Source organism: Ferroglobus sp., from assembly GCF_015521575.1.
Lineage (GTDB): Archaea > Halobacteriota > Archaeoglobi > Archaeoglobales > Archaeoglobaceae > Ferroglobus.
In genome coordinates this window covers 1-11,112 of sequence record NZ_WANY01000203.1, presented here as the reverse complement: position 1 = coordinate 11,112, position 11,112 = coordinate 1, and the positions used below count along the sequence as shown (strand labels likewise).

The 11,112-nt window shown below is 44.9% G+C and carries 16 protein-coding genes and 1 pseudogene; 11 read left to right on the top strand and 6 right to left on the bottom strand.

The genetic code is table 11. The features are described 5' to 3' along the window. The 4 genes and pseudogenes from F7C14_RS08020 to F7C14_RS08005 form a co-directional block, all read right to left on the bottom strand. Positions 1-286: pseudogene (locus F7C14_RS08020) on the bottom strand (H4MPT-linked C1 transfer pathway protein); the annotation flags it as partial. Next, a complete protein-coding gene (locus F7C14_RS08015; protein WP_290901674.1) occupies positions 270-1,028 on the bottom strand; it encodes an MBL fold metallo-hydrolase in 759 nt (252 codons plus the stop codon). The gene F7C14_RS08015 and the pseudogene F7C14_RS08020, both read right to left, overlap by 17 nt. Positions 1,029-1,030: 2 nt before the next feature. Next, positions 1,031-2,257, bottom strand: a complete 1,227-nt coding sequence (locus F7C14_RS08010) for an ATP-binding protein (protein WP_290901673.1) — start codon at positions 2,255-2,257, stop codon at positions 1,031-1,033. Positions 2,258-2,310: 53 nt separating this feature from the next. Then, positions 2,311-3,078 carry a winged helix-turn-helix transcriptional regulator gene (locus F7C14_RS08005; protein WP_290901672.1) on the bottom strand — a complete coding sequence of 256 codons (768 nt, stop codon included), beginning with the start codon at positions 3,076-3,078 and terminating at the stop codon, positions 2,311-2,313. 125 nt (positions 3,079-3,203) lie between these two features. Here F7C14_RS08005 and F7C14_RS08000 point away from each other — a divergent pair, with 125 nt between their 5' ends. After that, on the top strand, positions 3,204-3,473 hold the full coding sequence (locus F7C14_RS08000) for a UPF0058 family protein (protein WP_290901671.1): 270 nt from the start codon (positions 3,204-3,206) through the stop codon (positions 3,471-3,473). On the opposite strand, the gene rimI is transcribed toward F7C14_RS08000, so the two are convergent. Then, complete coding sequence (gene rimI, locus F7C14_RS07995) at positions 3,453-3,884, bottom strand: ribosomal protein S18-alanine N-acetyltransferase (RefSeq protein ID WP_290901670.1); 432 nt, start codon at positions 3,882-3,884, stop codon at positions 3,453-3,455. The genes F7C14_RS08000 and rimI overlap by 21 nt on opposite strands. Positions 3,885-3,899: 15 nt before the next feature. Here rimI and F7C14_RS07990 point away from each other — a divergent pair, with 15 nt between their 5' ends. From F7C14_RS07990 to F7C14_RS07970, 5 genes are read left to right on the top strand one after another with little or no spacing between them, the layout of a single operon-like run. After that, complete coding sequence (locus F7C14_RS07990) at positions 3,900-4,274, top strand: UPF0146 family protein (RefSeq protein ID WP_290901669.1); 375 nt, start codon at positions 3,900-3,902, stop codon at positions 4,272-4,274. Beyond that, a complete protein-coding gene (locus F7C14_RS07985) occupies positions 4,258-4,773 on the top strand; it encodes an HD domain-containing protein (RefSeq protein ID WP_290901668.1) in 516 nt (171 codons plus the stop codon). Before F7C14_RS07990 ends, F7C14_RS07985 begins: the two co-directional genes overlap by 17 nt. Then, positions 4,745-5,257, top strand: coding sequence for a Mut7-C RNAse domain-containing protein (locus F7C14_RS07980; RefSeq protein WP_290901667.1), 513 nt, complete (start codon positions 4,745-4,747; stop codon positions 5,255-5,257). Before F7C14_RS07985 ends, F7C14_RS07980 begins: the two co-directional genes overlap by 29 nt. After that, the gene (locus F7C14_RS07975; RefSeq protein ID WP_290901666.1) at positions 5,235-5,765 is read left to right on the top strand and encodes a DUF531 domain-containing protein; all 531 of its coding nucleotides are present in this window, start codon (positions 5,235-5,237) and stop codon (positions 5,763-5,765) included. Before F7C14_RS07980 ends, F7C14_RS07975 begins: the two co-directional genes overlap by 23 nt. Then, positions 5,725-6,360: an RNA 2'-phosphotransferase gene (locus F7C14_RS07970; RefSeq protein WP_290901665.1), complete on the top strand. Its 636-nt coding sequence runs from the start codon at positions 5,725-5,727 to the stop codon at positions 6,358-6,360. Before F7C14_RS07975 ends, F7C14_RS07970 begins: the two co-directional genes overlap by 41 nt. Here F7C14_RS07970 and F7C14_RS07965 read toward each other — a convergent pair. Next, positions 6,338-6,685, bottom strand: coding sequence for a hypothetical protein (locus F7C14_RS07965; RefSeq protein WP_290901664.1), 348 nt, complete (start codon positions 6,683-6,685; stop codon positions 6,338-6,340). The two genes, F7C14_RS07970 and F7C14_RS07965, sit on opposite strands and share 23 nt — an antisense overlap. 335 nt (positions 6,686-7,020) lie before the next feature. Here F7C14_RS07965 and F7C14_RS07960 point away from each other — a divergent pair, with 335 nt between their 5' ends. From F7C14_RS07960 to F7C14_RS07940, 5 genes are all read left to right on the top strand, one after another. Beyond that, positions 7,021-7,314: a hypothetical protein gene (locus F7C14_RS07960; RefSeq protein WP_290901663.1), complete on the top strand. Its 294-nt coding sequence runs from the start codon at positions 7,021-7,023 to the stop codon at positions 7,312-7,314. 121 nt (positions 7,315-7,435) lie between these two features. Then, positions 7,436-8,488, top strand: a complete 1,053-nt coding sequence (locus F7C14_RS07955) for a hydrogenase small subunit (RefSeq protein WP_290901662.1) — start codon at positions 7,436-7,438, stop codon at positions 8,486-8,488. Next, on the top strand, positions 8,481-10,187 hold the full coding sequence (locus F7C14_RS07950; protein WP_290901661.1) for a nickel-dependent hydrogenase large subunit: 1,707 nt from the start codon (positions 8,481-8,483) through the stop codon (positions 10,185-10,187). Before F7C14_RS07955 ends, F7C14_RS07950 begins: the two co-directional genes overlap by 8 nt. A 2-nt stretch (positions 10,188-10,189) precedes the next feature. Continuing rightward, positions 10,190-10,885 carry a cytochrome b/b6 domain-containing protein gene (locus F7C14_RS07945; protein WP_290901660.1) on the top strand — a complete coding sequence of 232 codons (696 nt, stop codon included), beginning with the start codon at positions 10,190-10,192 and terminating at the stop codon, positions 10,883-10,885. Then, the coding region (locus F7C14_RS07940; protein WP_290901659.1) for a hydrogenase maturation protease at positions 10,869-11,112 on the top strand (244 nt) is incomplete at its 3' end. The genes F7C14_RS07945 and F7C14_RS07940, both read left to right, overlap by 17 nt.

The window sequence follows — 11,112 nt, the reverse complement described above, 5'->3', positions numbered from 1 at the left end:
CGTCTACGCTCCTTTTCAATTCGCCGTTGAGATTGAGGAAGTAAACATCTCCGGAAACGTTCTCCGCTATCGATCTTTCTATAAACCTCACACCCTCCTCCTTGCTTTTGAACGCATCAGACAGCTCAGCGGTGATGACAACTCCTATCTTCTCCCCCTCAATTTTCAGACTCCTTAAAAATTCAGGAAAGTCGTCTCTTCTCTTCCAGAAAGGAAAGTAATAGCTTTCAGCCTTTCCCCTCCAAATTTTCAAGTTCGCCCCCCCAACATCAATCCCAATAATCATTGAGGGTCACCTGCTCCTCGAAGCTGAAGGTTTGAAAATCGTAGCCAAGAGGATAATCGGATTTCGGCGGGTAAAAATGACCGATGTGAGTAAACACGACCTTCTTAGCTTTTATCTTTTTCGCCAGAGATAAGGCTTCCGAAGCATTCATATGCTTCTTCAGCTTGTATCCCGCTGGAGCTATCGCATCAACAATAAAAAGATCCGGGTTCATCATCTCCTTAATAGACCTCTGCGGAATGTTCGAATTCGTGTCTCCGCTCACAACAACTTTGATTCCACCCTTTCTTATCACAACCCCGTGAGCTCTTCTTAGAGGGGGATGGGTTACGTCAAAAAGAGTGAACTCCAAACCGAAGATTTTGAAAGGTTCGTAAGCTTCAACCTCAAGCGGACGGTACTTCATGAAAAACATGAATCTGCCGATGTCTTCGTGAACTTCTGGAGATGTGTAAACGTTTACGTTGCTCTGAACCCTATAAAAATCTCCAAAACCGGCAAAGTGGTCGTAGTGGCAGTGAGTCCATATAACCGCATCGACTCTATCCACATTCATCCTCAAGAGCTGCGTACGCATATCCGGAGATGTGTCGATGAGTATGTTCCTTCCCTCGTTTTGAACCAAAACCGAAAACCTCTTTCTTTCCCAGCCGTTTTTTCTTGCATCTTCGCAGGTTTTGCAGTGACACCCTATTACCGGCGTTCCGGGAGAGTCGCCGGTGCCAAGGAGGACGATCCTCATTTTCAGTAGGACTTCTTAAGCTTAATCCTGCCCTTCATCTCCTCTATCGCTTTTATTAGGTCGTCCATCGTGGGAACCCTTCTACCTTCAATCAGTGCTGTGAGAACAGCTTCCCTCACAATGAGCTTTATTTCCGCTCCGGTAAACCCTTCGGTCTCTTCAACGAGCTTATCGATGTCGTAGCTGTTGTCAAGCTTTGACAGCATCATTTCGAATAACCTTCTCCTCACCCTCTCCGAAGGCTCTGGAAATTCGACAATTTTGTCGAACCTCCTCCACACTGCCGCATCGAGCAAGCTCGGATGGTTTGTGGCGGCTATTAACAAAACTCCGTGCTCAACAAGGTTTATCTCGTCTATTGATTTAAGGAGAGTGTTAACAGCCCTCTTTACAGCTGCATGCTCGTCGCTCGTTCTGGTTTTTGCAACGTAATCGAATTCATCTATGAACAGAATGCAAGGGCTCAGCTTCTTAGCTATTTCAAAAACTTTCTCGATGTTCTTCGAAGTCTCTCCGAGATACTGACTCGTTATCATCGAAAGCCTAACCTCCACCAACGGTAGCATCAACTTTTTGCTCAAAGCCCTTGCAGTTGTCGTTTTCCCCGTTCCCGGCGGTCCGACGAAGAGGAGTTTACCTATGTCGGTTAAGCCAATTCTCCTGAGGTAATCCCTCTCCTTTATAGCGATCTCTATTTTCTTAACTTCAAGTAGCTGCTCTTCTTCGAGAGCTACATCACTGAAATCGACGTTTATCTCCTCTGGAGAAAATATTCTCACGAGGGTGAGCATCTCAGCGTAGCTTTCGTCTTTAGAGAGTTCCTCGATCTTTAGCCTAACCCACTCCCTATCGGAATAGACCGGCTCAACTTCCCTCTTCACGTCCTCATACGAAACTCCAACCGAATCGAAGTTCTGGAAATAGTAAGCCAATACGGGATTCTTCCTAATTAAATCGATTCCGTTCTTTACAAACCACTTTGCAGCAAGGTCAAGGGAGGTTATCTTGAACTGCTTGTTGAAGTTGTTGAAGTCGACGAAGGGGAGCTTCTTTACCTCCTCAGCGTTACCGAACTTTTTCAACATATCGTATTTAACCACGAGGGGTCTTCTTATCCCTCCATTCTGGTAAAAGAGTTTTCTTAGCTCTTTAGGGATGTCGTCCTCCTTCAGCTCTTCGAAGCGGTTGTAAATCTCAGCCGTCAGCAGAACCTCGATCAGCTTAATCATCTGAATCACCTTAACCCAAGTGCTTTACCAAAGCGATTTTAAAATCTTTCCCTCTAAAGCTCCTTTATATCGAACTTCAGGTCTTCATCGATAAGCGTTCTAAGCAAATCATCGAGCATGTTCTCCACGCAGAGAACGATCACACCACTACCCATATGAGCCGCTTCAACGCAAACGGCTTTACCCCCAAAGAAGATCGGCTCAACTCCCGCTTTCCTTGAAGTCACAAGCGCTTCGATTCCGACACTCACCACTATGCTCTTAGGTCTGCTCCATATGAGCTCCCGAAGCTTCTCTATATTTACCCTCCTGCTCCCTCCTTCCACTATGTCCGGAACCTTCACAACTATGATTTCCCCTTTTTCCTTGGGCAGCTCAAAACCGGAAGTGGGTTTTACAAGCACATCCTCCCCGTCTTCAGCGGATATTAAAGCCACACCGTTCCCTTCCTCGTCCCTCTTCGCGTATATGTAACCATCTTCGATCCAGAACTTTACGCTATCTCCTTCCTCAATTTTCCCCACCGCAATAGCCACGACTTGGTCGGAGTAAATCTTCTTAATGAGGTCTTCAGCAAATGAGTGCAAGTCGAAGAGGTTTTCTCTCAACCACTCCTTCCCCCTCTCCGTCACCTCGTAATACCCTCGATGGACCGCTTTAACCAATCCCTCGTTTATCAGCTCTTTGAAATGTTCCGAAACAGCTTGAGGTGTTATTCCAAGCTTCTTCGCTATATCCCTCTGACTGCTGTCCTTCCTCTTCATCAGCTCTGAAAGAATTAGGAACTTCACGGTATCTTTTCTACTCAGAAGCACTTTCATTCCAATTCCACTTGAAAGAAGAAAATAAAAAGATTTGCATTTGTATGCATACAAGTGACCCACTATCAAAACCCCAACAACTTTTTTAAAAGAATAATCGATAATCATGACGTAGGTGGTGCGGAATGCACAAGGAAGAGCTTGTTATGTTGCATTTAACGCTGTTCCATGTTAAAAGGTTTTTCGAAGAGGCGGGCATAGCAAACGGCTATTTCAAAGAATACGAAAAACTTGGAGTACAGCCCGTACACATCCACAAAAGCAAATCTGACCATCAGAAGGCTATTTTTACCCTGTGTAAGGCAATTACCGAGATTTTTAAAGAAAGAAGGCTCGAAAGTATTCTCGACGATCCAAAAGTGAGAGAAGCGCTTTCAAAGTTTGAGCTGCATTAGGTAAGCATCTTCTCCATCGCTGTAGTATTTTTCAAGTTTTCCAACGATTTCAAACCCATATTTTTTATACAATTCCTGAGCTTGCAAATTTGAAATTCTAACTTCGAGAGTTATCATTTTCTTTTTCCTCTTTCTGCACCTCTTTATAGCCTCCTCAAGCAACGCTTTACCTATTCCCTTTCCTCTGTAATCGGATTTAACGGCTATGGACATTATCTTCGCACACTCGCCCAAATCCATAAGGACGACGTATCCTATAACTCTGCCGTTCTTCTCGGCAACGATAATATCGCTTCCGTAAGCGAGGTAGATGAATAAATCGTAAGAGGGATTTAGGGAGTTGAAAGCTTCCCTATCTATGTCAATTATGTCGCTCGAATCAGACGCCCTAAAGTCTCTTATTTTGAACATCGAAAAAATACAAATGTGACGAAATTTAAAGTTCTTGGCGAATACATAGCCAACAACTACAGCGGGAAGATCGTGGAGGTCGGAGTGGGTAGCTATTATGAAGTAGCTGAATATTTAAAGCGGAGGGGTTTCAAAGTTATAACGGTAGACATCTCCCCGAAAAGGGAAGAGACTGTAAAAGACGACATTTTAAATCCGAGAATGGAAATTTACGAGGGAGCAAGTTTGATCTACTCGATTCGTCCCCCTTACGAGATTCAAGAAAGCATAATAAAGCTCGCGGAAAAAATTGGGTGCGATGCGATAATAGTTCCCCTCAAGAGCGAAATAATCGAAGGTGGTAGGCTCACAACTTACAGAGGTGTTTCATTCTATGTCTTCCGTCGTTAGGTTTCTGTTCGAGCTTGCAAGCTTGAAGAACGTTCCGAGGAGCGGATGGCTGAAACTTGGAATTGATGAGCCAGAAAGCGTGGCGGAGCATTCTTTTCTAACTGCTGCAATAGCTTTTATTCTCGCTTACATGGAGACGAAGAGCTTAGATGTAGCTTCAAAGGTTTGTGCCGCCGCATTATTCCACGACGCTCATGAGACGAGAACACTCGATCTACACAAGCTGGCAAGGAGATACGTGAAAATCGATGAAGAAAAGGCGAGAAAAGATGTGTTCAACTTCGAAGGTGGAGAAGAGATTATTAAGCTCGTCAAAGAGTACGAAGATCTGGTGAAGGATGCGGACAAACTTGAGCTTCTGATTCAAGCGAAGATATACTCAAAGAACTACGACAGCATGTTTTACGTTAGGGACTTAAAATTTAAAACGAAATCCGCAAAAATCCTTGCTGAAAAGATAAGAGAGGCAGATGAAAGGTGGTGGAGGGAGGTTGAATAAATTCATAGTCGACAGAATGCTCGGAAAACTCGCCACGTGGTTGAGAATTTCTGGTTACGACACACTGTACGTCGGAGATTTTAATGTGGAAGACGAAGACAAGTTTCTGCTTGAAGAGCATAGAGACAGAGTTCTGCTTACGAGAGACAAACAGCTATACGAAGCGAGCGTAAAAAGCGGTAGGAAAGCGATACTTATTACTTCCGACAGCGTTGAAGAGCAGCTCAAACAGATGAAGAGACTTGGCGTGGAGATAAAAATAGTCATGGACAGGTGCAGCGTTTGCAACAGTCTGCTGAGAAAACCGAGCGACGAGGAGGCGTTGAGAGTTATGAGAAGAGAAGGAATATCAGAGGACTTGAGGAAAAAGTACGAGCTTTGGTACTGCGAGAAGTGCGATAAGCTTTACTGGATGGGTAGCCATTGGAGAAACATGGTAAAGTTTCTGAAGAGGATCGAAGATGATAACACTGTGTCTCGTTAACACCTACGACAAGCTCAAGTTACACGAAGCGCATTTAAGAAGCATAGCGAGAATCGCTCCCATCTGCTACGCTTTTGATTTTCACTTAGCCCTCTACGATTTTCCATTCTGGAAAAGAGAGGAGGAGGTCGTTGATGCCGTTTGCGATTACACCACCATCGGTGAGGGGGGTAGATACCTAAGGGAACTCCACGAATCCGGAAAATTCCACTTAATAGAGAGTTTCGAGTCAAGGTTTGGCGAAATCGTGGCTACAACATCCCAACCAGATGAGAGTAAGAAAATTTCGCTGGATGATATAGCGAGATTTAGATCAGCGATATTTTTATTTGGTCTCGGGAGGAAGGGTTTGCCGAAGGATGTGTTGAAGAAAGCAAGATTTCACTTCGAGGCTACGGGGAAAAACGTTAGCCTCGAAACCTGCACGGCTATAGGAGTCGTTGCCACACTGATATGGGTGGTCAGACATGGAAGACATAAGGATGTGTCCAAAACACGGGTTTTATAGGGGAGAGAGCTGTAAAAAGTGCGGATACGTTGGCGAGGTAATTCTCGATAAGGAGAGAGTGGAAAAACTTGGAAGATTTATATCGGGTCTTTTGAGGCACTATCCGGATAGATACAGCCTGGAAATGGACGAAAACGGATGGGTTGATTTTGGAAAACTTGTGAAAGCGGTTAGAAGGAGATTCAAATGGGCAAATCAGTGGTTGGTAAAAGCCATAGTTTACAGCGACGAAAAGGGGAGGTACGAGCTTTCTAACGATAAAATAAGAGCTCGCTACGGACACAGTGTTGACGTTAAGCTCAACGATCTTCCTGAAGCTGAGGAAGAAACTTTATACTATGGAACGAGCGAAGAAGAGGCAAGCAGAGTCATGGAGGTTGGAATTAAGCCCGTGAATAGAAGATACGTTCACCTCTCGACGACTCTTGAGAAGGGAGAGGAAGTGGCAAGACTAAGAACGGACGAGCCGATAGTCCTCGTTATAGATGCGAAAGAGGCGAAAAGAGACGGAATAAGGTTCATAAAGGTTAACGAAAACATAGTTCTCGCAGAAGAAATTCCTCCAAAGTACATCAAAGAAGTCGTTCGTGTTTAATGTAAAGGGTATCAGACAACAAGTAGACCGACTCGTTCAACCTAATCAATACTGGCTCCGCAAATTTAATTATCTCGCTTTCCGGTTGTAAGTAGGCAGAGAAGTACCCGACTTTATAAGGAGTCGCATTTTGGACGAAGTTTTCAACGTAATACTTGAGCTCTTCGCATCCAAAAAGTAGGAACTTCATCATCTCAAAAGGTGTCACGTCAAAATAGACAACGATAGATCCGTTTATAACCTCCACTTCTTTTACGCTCACAGCATTGGCTGTTCCGATCATGAGAAATACCGCCACTACTACTGCAAAGAACCTCAGAGACATTTGAAGAAACTTGCATTGGTAGAATAAAAAGTTTCCGTCGGGGGTGCCGAAAAGCGTTACAACGGTGACGGCGGGAAGGTTGGAAAATCCTGTAAACGGCACCCCAAATCTATTTATATCCTTCGAATAATTAAGCTTTTTGGTACACAAAGAATAAAACGCCATCGACAAAAAATCCTAAAAGGTTTCGGAAACCCACTAAATTCTCAGTTTTACTTGCAACTGCGATTTCCAAAAGTTAAAAGCTTTTACGTTTCTAAGCTAACGTTCAGGTATTTTTTGGATAAAAGAAAAATTCGGAAAAGTTATAGCTGCTGTACAACGAGAAATTGTTGATGATTGATAAACTTGCGATCGAAAGTTTAAAGCTTTTATTCCGGGAGAAAGCTGTGGAAATCCTTCTAACGATATACTACGAAAATCAGAGTGGAAAAGATGTTTATATTCAGTACGTAGCGAGCAGAGTTAACAGCCCCCACAGCTACGTTTGGCTCATGGTTAAAAAATTCGAGCAGGCTGGACTTGTGGAAACGGAAGTGGAGGGGAGGACGAAGATAATAAGATTGACCGACAAGGGTTTCAGAGTTTCCCAGCTCATCGAAGAAATACTGGAAGAGTTTTCCGAATAATTTAGATATCTTTTGAAATGCATTTTTTAAAATATACTTGTTTGAAAGTATGATTTAATGTGTAATTTTCTAACTGAAAATGATTATTAATCAACTACTCGTGGATCTGTAGGGTGGGAGCGTGAAACTAACGAGGAGAAATTTCGTAAAGCTTGTTTCCGCTCTTGGTGCCTCAGCGTTTTTAACGACATACAAATCCGATATCGTCGCAGCGTTGGAGGAAACGAAGGACTACTGGCACATCGCTTGGCTCAACGGAGGAGCTTGTACCGGCTGCACGATTTCCTTTGCTCAGGCAGCAGATCCAGACATTCTGCAGATATTAACTGAGATACTCGTCGGCAACTCTGGAATGCCGATAGTTCTTCCAGACTACATGGAAACCATACATTTAGCCTCTGGAAGCTTGGCTGAGGAGTTCAAGGAGAGGTGGAAGAGAGGAAAAGATGGAAGGAGGATTTTGATTGTAGAGGGGGCAATCCAAGACCCCGGCTACTGCGTCATAGCCGGAAAAGATTTTAGAGAGCACGTGCTCGATGCTGTGAAGTATGCGGACGCCATTATTGCCGTAGGACAGTGCGCAACTTTCGGAGGCATTCCCGCTGCAAAGCCGAATCCGACAAACGCCAAAGGATTGGCTGATTTTCTGAGGGAAGAAGGCGTAAACAAAGAAGTGATAAACCTCCCGCTCTGTCCGGTGAATGCGGATCAACTTGTCGTTACTCTTGCAGCTGTCGTAATCGGAGCGGAAATCGAACTCGACGATTACGGTAGACCGAAGATGTTCTTCTCCACGAACATGCACAACGACCTCTGTCCCTATAGACCTTACTACGACAAAGGGCAGTTCGTAGAGGTTCCCGGAGAAGGAGAGGGTTGCAAGTACAAAATAGGCTGCAAAGGTCCTATTACGTGGACCGACTGCCCCTTGAGGAAGTGGAACAACGGCACAAGCTACTGCGTTGAAGCTGGAGCGCCATGCATAGGATGTTCGGAACCCGGCTGGCCGGACGAGTTTTCTCCGTTTTACGAAGAGGTGTCGAACTTAACTTCAGCGATTATCGACCCAACGAAGCTGGGAACAGGAATTTTCGGTGCCACTTTAGCAGGAATAGGAGTTCATGCGGTTAGAAGGAGTTTAAAAAGCAAAAAGGAGGTAGAGGAGAATGAGTAGCGTTGTAATCGACCCAGTTACAAGGATAGAAGGACACCTGAGAGTGGAAATGAGAACAAAAACTTTGGAGACTTCTACCGGAAATTGGACGGTTGTGGACGAAGCTTATTGCAGCGGAACGATGTTTAGGGGGATAGAGATAATTCTGAAGGGTAGAGACCCGAGGGATGCTTGGATAATAACCCAGAGAATTTGCGGAGTCTGTCCAGCTCCCCACGCTGAAGCTTCCATGCAAGCAATTGAGGCTGCTTTCAACGTTAAACCAACTCCTCTCGCCATCCTCGTCAGAAACATCCTGCACGGAGCCTACTACATTTACGACCACATAATCCACACGTATTTGCTCATCGGTCCGGAACTTGGTGTTCTCTCCAAATATCCGCCAATGGTTCCGCCAGCTCTTGGAAAGGAAGGTATAGCTAAGCTTAGCCTCGGATCGAGTTACGCACAAGCTTTAGACATTCAAAGAAAAGCGAACGAGATAGTTGCGATGTGGGGTGGAAAATTCCCTCACCACCAAACAGAGTACCCAGGAGGGATGGTGGTCAAGCCCACAGCGGAAAGAATCGCCAAGACCTTATCGAAAATGACCGAAATCTGGTCATGGATTGCTAACGTGATGGTAAGAGACTTCATGAAGATTTTAGAGGCTAACGAGAGAATTGGAGAGGCAATTAGCACGATCCTCGATGTCGATTTCAGAGGTCTTCAAGACTTGGGAGCTTCAACCGGCAACTTCCTCAGCTACGGATTGTTCCCAGACCATGAAAATTACGACGACTGGCTTTCTATTCTCCACTCTCCGGGTTATAGAAAAAGTGCTCTGATAAATGCCGGTGCTTGGGATGGCGAGAGAAAAGCTTTCGATTTGAGGAAGATCGAAGAATACGTGAGGTACTCGTGGTATGAAAACGCTTCTGGATTACATCCGAGCGAAGAAGATTTGCCAAAACCCAACAAAGAAAAGGACGAAGCGTACTCTTGGCTAAAAGCTCCAAGGTACGATAAGAGTGTTTACGAAGTTGGACCTCTGGCAAGGATGATTAACACCTTCGGTACGAAATGGAAGATTCCCATGATTAATCCGGTAACGGGTGAAGATCTGGGATACTTCGAATACGAAGTTCAGAATCCACAGGGATCCGTTATAGACAGAGTTGCCGCAAGGGTTGCCCTAACTTTGCTAATAGCAACTAAAATGTTCGACTGGCTGCAAGAGGCGAAGAGCTATCTCGGAGAGAAGGTGACCGTTAAAAAGGATAAAGTTAGAGAAGGGGAAGGATTCGGACTCTGGGAAGCTCCGAGAGGGGCGTTGTTGCATTACATCAGAGTAAGGGACTACAGAATAGACAGATATCAAGCTGTCGTCCCGAGTACGTGGAACTTCAGCCCGAGAGACGATTTTGGACAACCTGGAGCTGCTGAAAGAGCTCTTGAAGGAACTTGGCTTCCGGAAATGAGCGTTGCTAAGATTTGCGATGCTATATACCCAGAAAAAGACGTTGATCTGTCACCTCTCGGAATTCCTAAGAAGGTCAGCTGGGGAGAAGCATTAGCTCCGGCTCTAAAACAACTCGGATTGGCAAGGCTAAACATTGAAAAGGTAAATGGCAGCGAGTACAACACAACTCTCGCCCTCCTCGTCATAAGAAGCTTCGATCCTTGTATAGCTTGTGCAGTTCACGTTCTGAGGTGTTAAAGATGGGGGATTTCGTGGAAGTTGAAAGACACTCCAAGTTCGTCAGAGTTTGTCACTGGGGAATAGTGATAACTTGCCTCTTTCTTACCCTCACTGGAATTCAACTTGCTTTCGGAGTCAAAGTGATAGATGACGCACAGGCTCTACACATCAGGCTCGGATTTATCTTCCTCGGGCTATGGATACTCTTCTCCTACTTCGCTTTAACGGAAGAGTGGAAATGGATCTCCCCAAAAAGAATACCCTACAGCGTGAAGTTCGTTATCGAAGAGGCTATTGCATGGATTAAAGGAGATCACGTCGACGATCCAAGAGCTTACGATCCTAAGAGAAGAGAATACGTCGAAAAAGTCATACCGAGCCAAGTTCTCGTGTGGTGGACTTACGTAGCCTTAACGCTCGTGATCGGACTTACTGGTTTAGCCCTCTATGATCCAAAGACCTATAACTTCGTATTGAAAGCTTCAGAGCCACTTTCCAATCTACTTGGCGTTGACAGCTACGCGTTCATCAGAGCTACCCACAGGTTCGTGATGTTTCTCTACGCCGCAATAGCAGTAACTCACGCCTATGCGGCGACGATATTCGGAACACTCGGCTCGATGATACACGGAAAGAGGAAAGAAAAGGTCGCAACTGTTGGAGATTTGAAGCGCAAACATGTCCCGAAAGCGATTGCTGGTGCTGGGGGTAGGTAATCCCCTCGCTGGAGATGACGCTATCGGAATAGAGATCGTGAAAAGATTGAAAAAGCTGAAATTGCCGAGAGAAGTGGATGTGGTCGAGGGAGGAACTTTAAGTTTTCAACTCATAAATTTTTTTGATAATTACGATAAAATAGTGGTTGTCGATGCTGTGAAATCGGGAAAAAAGCCAGGCAGTGTTGTCAGGATTGAAATGAAGGATTTTATCGAATCGCTGAGCG

Coding starts and splice junctions, on each gene's coding strand:
- F7C14_RS08015 (WP_290901674.1), bottom strand. CDS start 1,028: ATGAGGATCGTCCTCCTTGGCACCGGCGACTCTCCCGGAACGCCGGTA.
- F7C14_RS08010 (WP_290901673.1), bottom strand. CDS start 2,257: ATGATTAAGCTGATCGAGGTTCTGCTGACGGCTGAGATTTACAACCGC.
- F7C14_RS08005 (WP_290901672.1), bottom strand. CDS start 3,078: ATGAAAGTGCTTCTGAGTAGAAAAGATACCGTGAAGTTCCTAATTCTT.
- F7C14_RS08000 (WP_290901671.1), top strand. CDS start 3,204: ATGCACAAGGAAGAGCTTGTTATGTTGCATTTAACGCTGTTCCATGTT.
- rimI (WP_290901670.1), bottom strand. CDS start 3,884: ATGTTCAAAATAAGAGACTTTAGGGCGTCTGATTCGAGCGACATAATT.
- F7C14_RS07985 (WP_290901668.1), top strand. CDS start 4,258: ATGTCTTCCGTCGTTAGGTTTCTGTTCGAGCTTGCAAGCTTGAAGAAC.
- F7C14_RS07980 (WP_290901667.1), top strand. CDS start 4,745: ATGAAAGGTGGTGGAGGGAGGTTGAATAAATTCATAGTCGACAGAATG.
- F7C14_RS07975 (WP_290901666.1), top strand. CDS start 5,235: ATGATAACACTGTGTCTCGTTAACACCTACGACAAGCTCAAGTTACAC.
- F7C14_RS07970 (WP_290901665.1), top strand. CDS start 5,725: ATGGAAGACATAAGGATGTGTCCAAAACACGGGTTTTATAGGGGAGAG.
- F7C14_RS07965 (WP_290901664.1), bottom strand. CDS start 6,685: ATGTCTCTGAGGTTCTTTGCAGTAGTAGTGGCGGTATTTCTCATGATC.
- F7C14_RS07960 (WP_290901663.1), top strand. CDS start 7,021: ATGATTGATAAACTTGCGATCGAAAGTTTAAAGCTTTTATTCCGGGAG.
- F7C14_RS07950 (WP_290901661.1), top strand. CDS start 8,481: ATGAGTAGCGTTGTAATCGACCCAGTTACAAGGATAGAAGGACACCTG.
- F7C14_RS07945 (WP_290901660.1), top strand. CDS start 10,190: ATGGGGGATTTCGTGGAAGTTGAAAGACACTCCAAGTTCGTCAGAGTT.